A 14,456-nucleotide genomic window follows, 5' to 3' on the forward strand; every position below is an offset into this window, starting at 1 on the left:
TCACGAAAGATCGCCGAACCGCTCGTGTAATAATTGGTTGCGACGATCCAGCCGTCGGGGCCATGAGATGCGTCAAAACCTGCGAGTCAATGGCGCGCGGCTGTGGTCGCGCCTGCAGCGGCTAGCCGAAGAGGGCGCGCGGCCCGACGGCGGGGTGTGCCGCCTCGCGCTCAGCGACGCCGACAAGGCGGGCCGCGACCTGGTCGTCCAGTGGATGCGCGAGCTCGGGCTGACGGTCACGATCGACGCGATCGGCAATGTCGTCGGCGTTCGGCGCGGCGAGGAAGACGGCGCCCCGGTGATGATCGGCAGCCACATCGACACGGTGGCGACCGGCGGGCGTTACGACGGCGCGCTCGGCGTGCTCGGCGGGCTCGAGGTGATCGAGACGCTCAACGACGCCGGCGTGGTCACCAAGCGGCCGCTGGCCGTCGCCTTCTTCACCAACGAGGAGGGCGCGCGCTTCCAGCCCGACATGTTCGGCAGCCTGGTGTTCACCGGCGCGATGGCGCTCGAAACGGCGCTGACCTCGGTCAGCATCGACGGCAGGAAAGCCGGGGAGGAGCTGAAGCGCATCGGCTATGGCGGCGACGCGCCGGTCGGCAAGCCGAACGTTCACGCCTATGTCGAGCTGCACGTCGAGCAGGGACCGACGCTGGAGGCGGAGGGGTTCGCCATCGGCGCGGTCGAAGGCGTGCAGGGCATCTCCTGGACCGAATTCACCCTCACCGGCCAGGCGAACCACGCCGGCACGACGCCGATGCGGATGCGCCACGACGCCGGCTACGTCGCGGCGGCGATCGCCGTCCACGCGCGGCGGATCGCCGACGAACTCGGCGGCGATCAGGTCGCGACCGTCGGCGCGCTGACGCTGTCGCCCAATCTCGTCAACGTCGTCGCCGAGCGGGCGCTGATGACGATCGACCTTCGCAACACCGACAACGAGCGGCTCAAGCAGGCCGAGGCGCGCTTGATGTCGTTTGCCGTGAAGGCGGCGGCGGGGGAGGGGGTGACGCTCGAAGCCCGCTCGCTCGCCCGCTTCGATCCCGTGCCGTTCGCGCCGCATCTGGTGGCGCGGGTCGAGGCGATCGCCAAGGCGTTCGATCTGCCGGTCAAGCGGCTGCCGAGCGGCGCCGGCCACGACGCGCAGATGCTCGCGGCGATCTGCCCGGCCTGCATGATCTTCACCCCGAGCGCCGGCGGAATCAGCCACAACATCGCCGAATACACCAAGCCCGAAGACATCGCCGCCGGCGCCGACGTGCTGCTGCGGCTGGTGACGGAGCTCGCCGAATGACGCGCCAGCTCATCCGCGACGCGTTGATCGTCAACGGCGACGGACGCACGCCGCCCTATTCGGGCGACGTCCTCATCGACGATGATCGCATCGTCGCGCTCGGCGCGGTGACCGCCTCGCAGGCGGCGAGCGCCGACCGGGTGATCGAGGCGCGCGGCCGCGCGCTCGCGCCGGGTTTCGTCGACACGCACAATCACGGCGCGCTCGGCGGCGCGGCGATCGGCGCCAACGGGCTTCCCCGCGCCTGCGAGCTCGCCATTCTCGGCGGGGTCACCAAGCGCATCTGCGGCGTCGACGGCCTGTCGCCGGCGCCCGTCGCCGCGGCGCAGCGCTCGCAATACGCGGCGCAGTTGAAGCCGCTCGACGGCGCGATCGACGGCGAATGGACATGGAGCTCGATCGCCGAGTTCCTCGCCTGGCATCGCGGCCGCTCGGTCACCGACATGGGGATCTATCTCGGCCATTCGGCGGTGCGCCGGGTCGTGATGGCCAACGTCGCGCGCGTCGCCTCCGACGCCGAGCTCGAAGCGATGGCCGAGGTGGTGCGGCGCGAAGCGCCGCTGACTCTCGGCCTGTCGACCGGCCTCGTCTACAACCCTGCCGTTTACTGCGACCAGCGCGAGCTGACGGCGCTGGTGCGCGCCTTCAATGGGGTCAAGCCCGGCGCGCTCTTTCCCCACCTGCGCTCGGAGAGCGACAACATCATCGGCAGCGTCAAGGAAGTTGTCGAGGCGGCGGTCGACGGCGGCGGCGGCTATTGCAACGAGCACTCGAAGATCGCCGGGGCGCAGAATTATGACCGCATCGGCGAGCTGGAGAGCATTCTCGCCGACGCCGCTTCGCTCATCCCGACGATGGAGAACATGTATCCCTACACCGCCGGCTCGACCACCGGCGACGCCATCTTCCCGCCCGAGATGCGATCGGGCGGCCGCGCCGAATTCCTGGCGGGACTCGCCGATCCTTCGCTGCGAGCCAAGATGATCGCCAAGATGCGCTTCGACTCCACGAGCTGGGACAATTTCGTCCACTTCTGCGGCGGGCTGCAGGGCATCCAGATCGCCGGGGTGAAGCCGGGGGTCGGCGACGCCTGGCTCGGCCGGCGTCTCGGCGACGTCGCGCGCGCCGCTGGCGCGGACAATCTCGACAGCGACGAAGCTTTCGCGGCGGCGTTCGATTTCTTCGCCGCCAATTCCGGCGAGATCGCGATCATCACCCATTACGGCAACGAGGCGACGATGGAGCGCTTCTTCCGCCGGCCGACGATGGCGATCTGCACCGACGGACTGATGCCGGGGCCGGGACAGAAGCCGCATCCGCGCTCGCTCGGCGCCTTCCCCAAGGCGTTGCGCCTGGGGCGCGAAATGGGCATTCCGCTCGAGCAGATGGTGTGGCGGATGGCGACGCTGCCGTGCCGCTTTCTCCACCTCGCCGACCCGACGCTCAAGGTCGGCGCCGATGCTTCGCTGACCCTGTTCGACCCGGCGAGCGTCGGCGAGCGCAACGACTATTTCGACCCGTCGACCCGGCCCGCCGGGATCGACATGGTATGGATTCACGGCCATCGCGTGCTCGATCACGGCGCGCTGTCGGCGCCGCGCCCGTTCCCCGGCCGCACGCTGATGAGCCCGGCGCACGCGTGAAGCGCGGCTGTTGACGGCCGTTCGATGGGGCGTCATCGCGAGCGACAGCGACGCGATCCAGACTCAGCCGCCGCCGCAATTCCTAAGTCCGGTTGGCTTCGCGTCGCAGCCCGGTGAATACGCGCCAATAGGCGATCGAGAAGCCGAAGAAGGCGGCGATCCAAGCGAAGGCGGCGAAATGCAGCGCCGCGAAGCCGTGCTCCGGCGCGAGCGCCGCATAGATGCGCGCGATCGCCGCAATGAAGACGAGCGCATAGACCGCCTGCGCGGCGGGGCTGGCGATCAGCGCGCGGCCGGTGTGGCCGAGCGCGGCGCGCGACATCACCGCGATCGTCATGCCGCCGATCGCGCCGATCGCCCAGGCGTGCACGCCCGCCGATTCCGGCGCGAGGCCGAAAGCGGAGAGCGCCGTCAGCGCGAAGCCGACCGGCACGAACAGATAGGCGACGTGCAGCACCAGCACCAGGCGGTCGCGCCACGCCCGCCAGCCGCGCCAGCGCGCGAGCCGGGCCGCCTGCGCGAGACCGGCGGCGACGAGCGCCCAGCCGGTCAGCGCAGCGCCCGGCGCGGCGACCCAGGCCGCGAGCGCGAGCGCGGTCAGCACGATCGCAGCGACGTCCCAACGGTCGGCCGGCGCCGGCAGCGGGCCCGGATTCATGCGCGCCAGCCAGTTGCGGGTGAAGCTCGGAATGATGCGGCCGCCGATCAGCGTGATCAGCAACAGCAGCGCGGCGAGGCCGACTCGCACCCCATAATCGGCGTAGCCCCGCGCGATCGCTTCGACATGGAAGACGAGATCGCCGAGCCACAGCACGGCGAGCGCCACGGCGACCTTGCGGTTGTGGCTCTGGCCGCCGTGGCCGAGTTCGCGCGCGACGAAGACGATCAGCAGCGCGAGAAAGGCGAGATCGACCGCCGCCGCCGGAATGGCGCCGATCGGCGCCGAGAACGCCATCGCCAGCCGGCCGGCAATCCACAGCGCCGTGAGCGCGATCAGCCTGCCGCCCTGCAGCGGCAGGCGGCCGGTCCAGTTGGGGATGGCGGTCAGCGTGAAGCCGGCGACCGCCGCGGCGCCGTAGCCGTAGATCATCTCGTGGATGTGCCAGTCGAGCGGCGGATAGGCGGTCGGCAGGGTCAGTTCGCCGAAATAGGCCGGCAGCCACAGCGCGACCGCGAGCCCGGCGAACAGCGAGGCGCCGAGGAAGAACGGGCGGAAGCCGTAGGAGAACAGCGGCGGGCCGTCATAAGGCTTCGTGCGCGGGACGGGCGACATCGGCGGACTCCAGAGCAAGCGGGCGCGGCGCGGCGCCCTGTCGACTCGCCGCGGCAAATCGGAGACAGTCGCGCCGCGCGAGCTGACGAGACGATCTGGCATGGAATCGAACAGCGCGACGTTGCGCTTCCACAATGTCGGCGGGCCGAAGCTCCGGCGGCGGAGCGAGGCGTCGTGAGCGGCGTCGATCGGTCCGTTCTCGCCGACCTCAAGGCCTTCGCCGGATGGGCCGCCGCCGACCTCGACGCGCTGCTGGCGCCGGCGCACGCACGCCGTTTCGACAAGGGCGCCTCGCTGTTCGAACAGGGCGCGCCGGCAGAGTCGTTCTTCCTCTTGCTCGACGGCCATGTGCAGGCGAGCAAGCTGACGCCCGACGGGCGGCAGATCGTCATCCGCTACATCGATCCGGGCGAACTGTTCGGCATCGCCGCGCAGATCCGCGAGACGACCTATCCGGCGACCGCCAAGGCGGTGGTCGAGTGCCTGGCGCTGGCCTGGCCGTCGTCGGTCTGGCCGGAGCTGGCCGCGAAGTTCCCGGCTTTGTCGTCCGGCCTGCTGCAATCGGTTGGCGCGCGGCTCGCCGACGCCAACGCGCGGGTGATGGAGATGGCGACCGAGCCGGTCGAACGCCGGCTGGCGCGCGCTTTGCTCAAGCTCACGGCGCAATCGGGGCGCTCGGTCGAGGGCGGGGTCGAGATCGACTTCCCGGTGACGCGCCAGGATCTCGGCGAGATGGTCGGCTCGACGCTGTTCACCGTCAGCCGCCTGCTCAGCGCCTGGGAGAGCGAGGGTCTGGTCGAAAGCGGGCGGGCGCGGATCGTCGTGCGCCGCCCCGATCGCCTCTCGGCGATCGCCGAGGGCGGCGAAGTCGGGTGAACGACGGCGGCGCGGCCCCCTCGTCCTTCGAGGCCCTCGCTACAGCATTTTGTGCTTGGATTGACCCGCTCTCCGCCGTCATCGCGAGCGACAGCGAAGCGATCCAGACTTAGCCGTCGCCGTAATCCCTAAGTCTGGATTGTTTCGCTTTGCTCGCAATGACGACGCAGTCGATTCGACTTGATCGCAGCATGCTCACAGCTAGCGCGAGGGCGCCTCAGGATGAGGGGAAAGGGTCAACACGCACAATCGCCGAAGGTGGCGCAGCGGATTAAGCGACGGCAGCGCCGCCGCTCCCTCATCCTGAGGCGCCGCGAAGCGGCCTCGAAGGACGAGGGGGAGAGGGCCGCCGCAAGCGAACGCTACAACGCGGCGAAGAGCGCGCCGACGCCGCTCAGCATTCGTGCGACGGCGCTGGCGTGGGCGCGCACCAGGCGGAAGCCGAGGTTGGTCGGCGGCGGGCCGACCGAGCAGCCGCCAGCGACGCCGTCGCGGATGAAATCGCTCATGAAGGTGCGGTGCTCGCCTTCGAGCGCGCGCACGCGGCAATTGCGGGTCAGCAGGCGCGCCTCGCCGCCCGCCTCTACCGAGCGCCGCTCGTAGCAGGAATTCGTCCATTCCCAGACGTTGCCGGCGAGGTCGGCGACGCCGAGCGTGTCGAGCCCGAAATGGCCGAACGGTTGCGGGGCTTTCGGCTGGCGCGCGAGGGCGGAATCGGCGTCGAACTTGGCGAGCCAGCGGCGGGCGAAGTCGTCGCCGCTCGCGATGCGCGGCGGCTCGCCGCGGAAGCGTTCGGCCGCGGCATAGGCCCATTCCTCGTCGGTCGGCAGGCGCCAGTCCTCGCCGGTCTTGGCCGCGTACCATTCGGCGTAGGCGGTCGCTTCGAGCCAGCTCACGCCGACGACCGGCAGGTTCTCCGCCGCCGGATCGACGGACTTCAGCTTCGGGCAGGCGGCGGCGGCGACGCAGCGGGCGTACTCGGCCTGGCTGACCGGTTCGACCATCACGTCGAGCGGCGCGTCGAGCCGCGTCGCCCGCGCCGGCGCGTCGATCACGCGGCCGTTGGATTCGTAGTCGCCGAGCGGCCGGTAGGCGAACCAGCCGGGCTGCAGGGTTGCGACGGCGGGGCGCGACGCGCCGGAGGGCGCAGTTGCGGGCGGCGTCATTCCAATGGCGGCGAGCGACGCCGTCGCGACGGCGGCGGCGGCGATGGCGAGGCGGGAGAAACGCATCGTTGAGCCTCCGTTCCGTGTTCTCCGCCGCGACGGCGCGCGGCCGCTCAGCCGAACGGGCCCGGGCGGCGCACCTGCGTCATCAGGTCGTCGTTCCACTTGCCTTCGACCCGGAAGTGCGCGGTGGCGCCGAGCAGGACCGCCTCGATCAGGTTGTGGTTGAGGTAGGCGTAGACGCCGGGCTGGCGGAACGTGTAGAGCGCGGCGACCGCCGAGCCGCCGGGCACGAACCAGGTTTCGAGGTCGCGCATCGGCGGATTGGCGAACTTGCCCATCAGCCAGACGTAGTCGCCGTGGCCGCCGATCAGATGCGGCCGCGTGTCGCGATTGGCGGAGCTGTGAATGATCAACACCGTCTCGCCGACTTTGGCCGGCAAGGCGTTCTTCTCGGTCAGCGCGCCGGCCGCGCCGTTGAACACGACATGGGTCGGAATCAGTCCGCGCATCACCGCCATCGTATCGACGAAGGAATCGGCGGCCGAGGCGTAGGTCTTGTAGGCGCCGCCGGCGTCGCGCGGGACATAAAAGTCCTGCTCGCCGACATAATAGATGCGGTCGTAAGCGAGCGTCTTGCCGGCGCCGTCGGTCAGGCCCTCGCGCGGCAGCACCAGCACCGCGCCGTTCATGCCGCAGACGACATGCCAGGGGATCATCGGCCCCTCCGGCGCGCAATGATAGATGAACACGCCGGCGCGCGTCGCCTTGAAGCGCAGCGTCACCTCCTCGCCCGGATTGATGTGGGTGAGCGCGCCGCCGCCGAGCGCGCCGGTCGAGGCGTGGAAGTCGATGTTGTGGTCGAATTGATTGGTCGGCGGATTGACGAGGGTGAGCTCGAGATAATCGCCTTCGTGCACGACCATCAACGGACCGGGGATCGAACCGTTGTAGGTGAAGGCGTGAATCTTGGTCCCGTCGTCGTCGATGACGTGCTCCTTCTCGATGATCGTCATCTTGAAGGCGACGACCTCCGGTCCGCGGCTTGTCGCCTGCTCGTGCGGATGAACGTAGGGCGGAGCGACGAGCTCGACTTCGCGCCGCGGCAGGTCGGCGGCCTCCGCCGCCGTCGCCGGCAGCGCCTTCAGCACGGCGGCCGCGCCCGCGGCGGCGCCGGCGGCGAGAAACAGATCGCGGCGGTTGAACATGGGGTTGCTCCTGGATGTTCGTTGGCTCAGGAGCTTTATGGCGCGGCCGCCGCCGCCGGAACGTTGCTGGCCGTCAATGTTTCGGGGTGTTTGCGACGCCCTCCGCGGTCGGCGCCGCTCCGCCGCTTTCCGTCCCCCGCCAAGCCGGCGCCGGCAAGCGGCTGCGCTGCCCCATCGCCCGCCGGGTCGTGCGGCTCGCGTAAGGCTGCAGAGCCGAAAATGGCAATGCGCATCGCGTCTTCGCCATGCCCCGTCGTCGCGAGCGCGACAAAGTCTGTCGATAGCGAATTAACGTGTCCGGTTTTGGTAGCACATCAATTGTCCGCTTCTTCTGCTTTTGTTCTCCTGTGGGAATGTGGTCAACGCGTCAGCGTTGTCCACATTTCCACAGGCGCGCCGCCGAGCGGATTTAGGCGACGCTTTTTTCTTTCCTGAAGGTCCCTTTCTTGTCGTAGCGGCCCAGGCAGCGCTGGCCGTGAAAGATGGCGTGGCTTCCGTCGGGATACTGGCGCACTTTCACCCGCGCCTTGACGAAATGGGCGCGCAGCGGGCTTTCCGGGATTTGCAACTTGAGCCGGTTGAACGAAACGCAATTGTCGTTGCCGACCTGGCGCTCCTCCTGCACGCAGAGAACCTCGTCGAGATCGACGCCGGGGATGGCCACGAACGCCGTTCCCGGTTGCTCGGCGGGAACCGCGAAGCGCGCGTTATGTGCGGGGATGTAACGATCGCGAATGAAGACGTTGGCCGCCTCGATCGTGTCGATCTCGGCCAGCGCCAGCTCTTTGACCAAGCGGTCCTGCAGGGTCTGGAACACCCGCTCCGAGCGCCCGCGCGCTTGCGGCGAATAGGCGGCGATATGCTCGACGCCCAGCCGCTCGAGCGCCCGCCCGACCTGCGTCGGCTGCTTGCGGTCGACCGCGCCAGCCTCGGCGGTGAAAAAGTAGTGGGCGCCCCGGTCGGTATAAAGGCTGAGCGGCAGGCCGCGCTCGCCAAAGACTTCGCGTAAGCCCCGAAACGTCGAAGCCGTGCCTTCCTCCTCGATCAGAAAGGCGGAATAGATCGCGCTCGTCGCGTCATCCAGCGTCACGATCAAATCGAGCGCCGACTGCCCCTGAACCCAGACATGGCGCGAGCCGTCCTGATGCAACATCATCCCCGGCAGAGGCCGACGCGGTCGCTTGCGCCGATGCGCGCCACGCCGCTTCGCCTTCTCCAGAAGACCCTTCGAATAAAGAAATGTCTTCGTCCAGGTGTAGCTCCACGCGAAATTATGCTTCGCCACCAGATGCTCGTGAAAATGCTTGGCCGTGAAGCCCTGATAACGCTCGCGATACAAAGCCTCGACCTCATGTTCGCGATCAATCGGAACCCGCTTGCCCGACGCCTTGCCGAGCCGCCGATCCAGCAGACCCGCCTCGCCGTCATCCTCAAACCGTTGACGCCAACGGCGAAACGTCCGCTCGTCGACGCCCAGCAACTCCGCCGCTTCCAACTGATTGAACTCCGCCGCCTCGTAGCGGCCCAAAATGTCCAGAAACCTCATCACACGCACACCTTGAAGGGCTTCCGACCGGCGCATCAAAACCCTCCTCAAAGGGCAAGACGCTACCGGACAGATCGTGTGCTACCTAAACCGGACATATCGTGTGCTACCGACACGAGCGCGACAAAGTCTTCCCGAATTGTCGAACCGGGCCTATCATGAATCTTAGGTCGCCGAGGCGACCTCCGCTCGATCCGACAGTGGTCGTGCGGCAAGAGATTTTCGCAGAGGCCCGTTTGTCAAGTTGCGGCGGTCGTAAGTCTTTGAAATTGCTCAAAGTCGTGTCAAGGAAAGCCTTGACAAAGCTTGACAAAACTTGACAAAGTTTGACAGAACTTGACAGGACTTGACGCCGCTTGACGAAGGCGCCGGGAAGGCCTCGCGCCGCCTCATGCGGTCGCGGCGCGCAAGGCCACGCTGACGTAGTTGATCGAGTCCGGCGCGACGATCGCCTCGAGCATCGGCAGCATCATGCGCAGCCGGGTGAGGTCGACCGAACCGTCGGCTGAGCCGCTGACGGTCGCGGCGACGTCGGCGGGGTCGAAGGCGAGGTCGAAGCCGGCGCCGCTGTAGCGCACGCGCGCGTCGGTCTTTTCGACCGTCACCACCTCGCCGCCGAAGCGCCCGCGCATCGCGAAACCGCCGTCGCTTTTCTCGACGACGAAACCGTCGTGGTCGCGGGCGGCCTCGAACGCGGCGAGGCTGCCGAAGAACAGCGGCTTTGCCAGATAGGGGCCGCCGTCCTCGGGGCACAGCACGCCGCAATTGCCGCATTCGTTGCAGGCGTCGGCGAAGGTGGCGAGTTGCCGCGGCTTGGCGAACTTGACCGAACCGATGACGTCGACGCTCCAGCCGTCCGCGCCGCGCGTCACCCGCTCGACCGGCGTCTCTCGCGGCGAGATGGGCAGGATGAAGTTGGCGTCGTTGGGGCAGAGCGGGATGCACTTGTCGCAGGTGAGGCAGTCGAACAGAACCAGCGCGCTGCCGACCTTGTTGGGCGGGTTCGCGTTCTCGGCGGCGCTGTAATACGGGTTGGCGATCGTGCGTTCGGCGTAGACGGCGGCGTTCAGCACCCGCGCGGCGGAGACCCAGGCCGCGAAGGCCTCGCCCGCCGCGCCGCGCAAATCGCCGCCGGCCGCGAGCGCGGCGCGGCAGACGGCGCTGCGCTCCTCCGGCAGACCGAGCTTGGCGAGCGCGGCCTCGGCCTGGCCGTGCGCATGAAGCGTGAACGTTTCGATGTCCTTCGCCCCGACTGCGTCCATGCGCTTGACGAGGTCGGAGATGTAGGTCCAGCCGCGCCGGTAGCCGCTCGGCTTCAACAGGTCGCTGCACGCGGTCACCGGCGTCAGGCCCAAGGCCGCCGTGTCGGCGAAATTGGTCGCCTCGACGCCGCCGGCGAACGAGATCGGGAAACGGTCGGCGAAGGCGCGCCGGAAGCGATTGACCAGCGCAATCGCCAGCGGGTGCAGCGGCGGCCCGGACAGGTACATCAGCGGCTCGCTGGCGGGGAAGAAGCGCTTGTGGTTCTCGACCACCAGCGTGTTGGAGAACTTCACGCCGAAGCTGCGTCCGCGCGCCGCGGCGTAGGCGCCGAGACGCTCGACCATCGCCGCCGCGTCTTCCCAGCTCGCGTCCTCGGCGAAGGCGCGCTCGGGGACCTTGATCTCGTGATAGCCCAACGCATCGTGAAGGATCGCATCGACCCTCTCGCGTCCCAGCAGCGTCGGATTGAGCTTGACCGTCACGTCGAGACCGACTTCGCCGATGAGGTGCTCGACGATCGCCTCGATCTCGCCGGGCGGGCAGCCGTGGAAGGTCGACAGCGTCAACGTATCGGAGAGGCGGGTCGGGAACGGCAAGTCCCTGAACGGACGATAGGCGTCGGGGATTTTCGCCCGCAACCGCTCGACGACTTTGCTGGCGTCGATCATGCTGTCGAGGAAGCCGCGCACCTTGGCCGAGCGGATGCCGGCGAGATCGTAGCCGACGCTCATGTCGAACACCGTCTCTTCGAGCCCCGCGCCGACGCCCGAGGCCTTCAGCATCTCGATCAGCATCGCGCCCTTGACGTATTCCTCGAGCGATTGGCCGATCGTCAGCTCCTGCGACCATTCGACGTTGTAGCCGACCGTCTCCATGTCGATGCACGGCCGCGGCACTTCGATGTCGTCTTTGACCTGGACCGTCTTGCATTCGATCGTCCGGCCGCCCGCCAGCCAGGCGAGCGCGATGTTCTGCGCCATCTGGGTGTGCGGTCCGGCGGCCGGCCCGAACGGGGTCGCGGCGCGGCGGTGGTGGACGGCGATCGAGAGATCGCGCCCCGGATGAGCCTTGACGAACCGTTGAGCGGGCAGATCGAACGCCGATCGCTTCCGCTCCAGCTCGCTGAGCATGCGGCCGACCAGGACGTCGAAGGGAACAGGAGCGAGTTGGACCATGGGCGCTTCCGCAGGGCCTTGAACGGGAACGACAAACGCCGTCCGCCTATCGATCGGCGCAAACCGCCCGGCGCGTCTTGACGCCGATCAAAGCGCCGCTCGGGCGGGTTTGCCTTCAGGCGCTCTCGCCTCGTTCGACCCCGGAAAACACCGCGGCGGCCGACTTGCCGGCGCGGGGCGCGATGAGCGCGCCGGCGAGCCCGGCCGCGCCGGTCGCCGACACCGGAATCGCCGTATGGGCGCGCGCGAGGCTCAGCGCCCGGGCGATGGCGGCCTCGTCGGCGACGACCGCCTCGCCGCCCGTTTCGCGCATCGCCTTGACGACTTCCCACCAATCGTAGGTCTCGTCGTCGAGGATGCCGTGGGCGAGGCTCGCCGGCGCGCTTTCCCACGGCCACATGAATCGCGACCGACAGCGGGCCGCTTCATTGAGATCGACGCCGTCGAGGCGCCGCCAGGCGCGCGCCAGCGGGGCGCAACCTGCGGTCTGCACGGCGATCAGGCGCGGGGCGCGCCGCGCCAGCCCGGCGGCGGCGGCGATCGCAAACCCTTGCGCGAGGGCGCTGGCGAAAGCGCCGCCGCCGACCTGGACGAACAAGGCCTCGACTTCAGCGCCCTCGGCTGCGAGCGTCTCGGCCATTTCGAAGCCGAGCGTGCGCGCGCCTTCCACCGCAATCCCGTCGTCGGGCCCCTGGACGCTGAACGGAATGGCGCCGGCCGCGACCGCGACGCGCGCGGCGCGCACACAAGGGTCGCCGGCTTCGCCCCCTCGCCGTTCACAGACGACGACGGCGGCGCCGAGCTCGCCGAGCCGCCGAACGACGCTCGGCTCGGCGTCGACCGGGATGAAGACGTCGAGCGGCCAATCGGCGGCGCGTGCGATCGCGGCCGCGGCGAGCGCGGCGTTGCCGCAGGAGGCGATCGTCAGGCGCCGCGCGCGCAAATCCTTGCCGAGCGCGAGGCCGGAGCGCTCCAGCACACGCAGGTAGAGCGCCACGCCCATCAGGTGGCGGCCCTTGTGCGAGCCGGAGACGTTTCCCGTCTCATCCTTGATCCACAGGTCGCCGGCGAGGCCGAGCGCCGCGGCGAGCGTCGGCTGGCGCGCCATCGGCGTGACGCGGAAGCCGCGGCCGTCGATCTGCTGCAGACGCAAATCGAGTTCGCCGACTAGCTCGGCCCAGGCGGCGTTGGAAAGGCCGACGGCGCGCGCGAGCCGGTAGGGCGTCAGCCATTGCCGGTAGCGCAGGAAGGGGTTGTCTTCGTCGCCGTCCCGGCGGCTAAGCGCGTTCGTGGGGGCGACCAGCACGTGGTCGACGTCGTCGCCCGGCGCGCCGGCGTTGGGACAGGCGAACGGAAAGGCGCGCGCCGGATCGACCGTGGCGCCGCAGCCGTGGCAGACGAACAGCGGAGCCGCGTCTTCGCCCGTCACGACAGTCTGGCGGCGGCGCCGCTCTCCGCGTTGAACTTGGCGATCAAAGCGTCCCACGCCGGCGCGAGCTCGAGCAGTCCGTCCCAGAACGCCTGGCGCGAACGGGCCTGGAAATCCGCCAGCGACACGCCCTGCTGCTCCACCCAGGTGAAATAGCCGAGGTTGAACATCCGCTTGCGGTCGACGTGGCTGAGCTCCAGCACGTGGTCGACGTCCGCCGCGGCGAGCGACCGGCCCCAGGTCTCGCCGGCGCTGACGGCGTCGAAGCGATTGCCGAAGTGACGCACGATCGCCTTGCGCACTTCGCTGCCGTACATCTCCGCGCCGTCGGTGGCGACGGTGATGACGACGTCGTCGGGTCCGAGGTCGAAATATTTGGCGAGTTTGACCGCGGCGACGATGTTGCAGATGCTGGAGAGGCCGAAGTTGTCGAGGGAAGCGACCAAGGCGGGCTCGACGCCGCGCCGCTCGACCAGATAGCGACGGCCCTCGTCGGTGTTGAACAGCGCGAGCAGCGTGTCGGTCGCGCGATCGCTGACGCCGATCACCACGTCGGTGTTCATGACGTTGTGGATCAGCGGCACGTGCTTGTCGCCGATGCCCTGGATGTTGTGCTCGCCGTAGCCGTTGTAGAGCAGGGTCGGGCATTCGACCGCCTCGACCGCCGCGATCTTCGCGCCGAACGTCGCTTTGAGGTGGTCGCCCGCCGCGATCGTGCCCGCCGAACCGGTGGCCGAGACGAAGGCGGCGAGCCGAGCGCGCGGCCGGCCGGCGGCGGCGGCGCGGTAGACGCGCTCCAACGCCGCGCCGGTGCACAGGCGGTGGACGAGGTAATTGCCGTATTCGCAGAACTGATTGAAGACGATGTTGGCCGGATCGCGTTCGAGCGCGGCGCAGGCGTCGTAGATCTCCTTGACGTTGCTTTCCGAGCCCGGCGTGCGGACGATGTCGGCGGGGTCGGCGACCCAGCGGTCGAGCCAGTCGAAGCGCTCCTGGCTCATGGCCTCCGGCAGCACCGCGACGCCGCGGCTGTCGAGAATGCGCGAGATGGCGACGCCGCCGCGGCAATAATTGCCGGTCGAGGGCCAGATCGCGCGGTGGCGCGTCGGGTCGAACTGGCCGGTGACGACGCGCGGCGCGAGGCAGCCGTAGGCGGCGAGAACCTTGTGGGCGCGGATCATCGGGAAGCGGTCGCCGAGCGCGAGCACGATGCGCGCCGGCGAGCCCGTCAGCTCCGACGGCAATTCGATCGCGGCGGGCTCGCCCACGCGACCGCGGCGCGTTTCGTCGTTGAACCAGTGGACGCGAAACAGGTTCAGCGGATGGGGCGCATCGGGATCGATTGCGCCGAGGCGCTCCGCGATCGCCGGCGGGATCGTCGAGGGGTCCTTCAATTCGCCGAAGGTCGGCAGGACGACCCCGGCGTCGCGGAAGCGGGCCAGCGTTCGCTTGTAGACGTCGCCGTCGACCAGATGCGTTTCCAGTCCGAGCCGCGCCATTCCACTTTCCCTTCCCAGTCTCGACAAGCGGCTGGCCTAAGGTCCCGTCCAGCGACGGGCGCACGCCGACGGCGCCCCGCG

Annotated in this window: 10 protein-coding genes; 3 read left to right on the forward strand and 7 right to left on the reverse strand. The window is 69.0% G+C overall.

What is annotated here, in order from left to right:
* The first annotated feature begins 67 nt into the window (after nt 1–67).
* Nucleotides 68–1,297, forward strand: coding sequence for a Zn-dependent hydrolase (locus ABSF49_RS01380; protein WP_424110837.1), 1,230 nt, complete (start codon nt 68–70; stop codon nt 1,295–1,297).
* Entirely contained in the window at nt 1,294–2,940 is a 1,647-nt protein-coding gene (locus ABSF49_RS01385; protein ID WP_424110838.1) for an N-acyl-D-amino-acid deacylase family protein, read from the forward strand. The genes ABSF49_RS01380 and ABSF49_RS01385 overlap by 4 nt, the downstream gene beginning before the upstream one ends.
* A gap of 82 nt (nt 2,941–3,022) precedes the next feature.
* Here ABSF49_RS01385 and ABSF49_RS01390 read toward each other — a convergent pair whose 3' ends face one another.
* Nucleotides 3,023–4,213, reverse strand: coding sequence for an NnrS family protein (locus tag ABSF49_RS01390; RefSeq protein ID WP_424110839.1), 1,191 nt, complete (start codon nt 4,211–4,213; stop codon nt 3,023–3,025).
* 174 nt (nt 4,214–4,387) lie between these two features.
* Here ABSF49_RS01390 and ABSF49_RS01395 point away from each other — a divergent pair, with 174 nt between their 5' ends.
* Nucleotides 4,388–5,089, forward strand: coding sequence for a Crp/Fnr family transcriptional regulator (locus tag ABSF49_RS01395; protein ID WP_424110840.1), 702 nt, complete (start codon nt 4,388–4,390; stop codon nt 5,087–5,089).
* A gap of 362 nt (nt 5,090–5,451) precedes the next feature.
* Here ABSF49_RS01395 and ABSF49_RS01400 read toward each other — a convergent pair whose 3' ends face one another.
* The 6 genes from ABSF49_RS01400 to ABSF49_RS01425 all read right to left on the reverse strand — a co-directional run bounded on the left by ABSF49_RS01400 (nt 5,452) and on the right by ABSF49_RS01425 (nt 14,375).
* Nucleotides 5,452–6,321: an SUMF1/EgtB/PvdO family nonheme iron enzyme gene (locus ABSF49_RS01400; RefSeq protein ID WP_424110841.1), complete on the reverse strand. Its 870-nt coding sequence runs from the start codon at nt 6,319–6,321 to the stop codon at nt 5,452–5,454.
* A 47-nt stretch (nt 6,322–6,368) separates the two neighbouring features.
* Entirely contained in the window at nt 6,369–7,463 is a 1,095-nt protein-coding gene (gene nirK, locus ABSF49_RS01405; protein ID WP_424110842.1) for a copper-containing nitrite reductase, read from the reverse strand.
* A gap of 409 nt (nt 7,464–7,872) precedes the next feature.
* Entirely contained in the window at nt 7,873–9,009 is a 1,137-nt protein-coding gene (locus ABSF49_RS01410) for an ISNCY family transposase (protein WP_424110843.1), read from the reverse strand.
* A gap of 389 nt (nt 9,010–9,398) precedes the next feature.
* Complete coding sequence (locus ABSF49_RS01415; RefSeq protein ID WP_424110844.1) at nt 9,399–11,447, reverse strand: hypothetical protein; 2,049 nt, start codon at nt 11,445–11,447, stop codon at nt 9,399–9,401.
* A 115-nt stretch (nt 11,448–11,562) separates the two neighbouring features.
* Nucleotides 11,563–12,876, reverse strand: coding sequence for a pyridoxal-phosphate dependent enzyme (locus tag ABSF49_RS01420; protein ID WP_424110845.1), 1,314 nt, complete (start codon nt 12,874–12,876; stop codon nt 11,563–11,565).
* On the reverse strand, nt 12,873–14,375 hold the full coding sequence (locus ABSF49_RS01425; RefSeq protein WP_424110846.1) for a pyridoxal-5'-phosphate-dependent protein subunit beta: 1,503 nt from the start codon (nt 14,373–14,375) through the stop codon (nt 12,873–12,875). Before ABSF49_RS01425 ends, ABSF49_RS01420 begins: the two co-directional genes overlap by 4 nt.
* Between the last annotated feature and the right edge of the window lie 81 nt (nt 14,376–14,456).

Source organism: Roseiarcus sp., assembly GCF_049514155.1.
In the GTDB taxonomy this organism is placed as follows: Bacteria; Pseudomonadota; Alphaproteobacteria; order Rhizobiales; family Beijerinckiaceae; genus Roseiarcus.

Coding starts and splice junctions, on each gene's coding strand:
- ABSF49_RS01400 (WP_424110841.1), bottom strand. CDS start 6,321: ATGCGTTTCTCCCGCCTCGCCATCGCCGCCGCCGCCGTCGCGACGGCG.
- ABSF49_RS01425 (WP_424110846.1), bottom strand. CDS start 14,375: ATGGCGCGGCTCGGACTGGAAACGCATCTGGTCGACGGCGACGTCTAC.
- ABSF49_RS01415 (WP_424110844.1), bottom strand. CDS start 11,447: ATGGTCCAACTCGCTCCTGTTCCCTTCGACGTCCTGGTCGGCCGCATG.
- ABSF49_RS01390 (WP_424110839.1), bottom strand. CDS start 4,213: ATGTCGCCCGTCCCGCGCACGAAGCCTTATGACGGCCCGCCGCTGTTC.
- ABSF49_RS01380 (WP_424110837.1), top strand. CDS start 68: ATGCGTCAAAACCTGCGAGTCAATGGCGCGCGGCTGTGGTCGCGCCTG.
- ABSF49_RS01385 (WP_424110838.1), top strand. CDS start 1,294: ATGACGCGCCAGCTCATCCGCGACGCGTTGATCGTCAACGGCGACGGA.
- ABSF49_RS01410 (WP_424110843.1), bottom strand. CDS start 9,009: ATGAGGTTTCTGGACATTTTGGGCCGCTACGAGGCGGCGGAGTTCAAT.
- nirK (WP_424110842.1), bottom strand. CDS start 7,463: ATGTTCAACCGCCGCGATCTGTTTCTCGCCGCCGGCGCCGCCGCGGGC.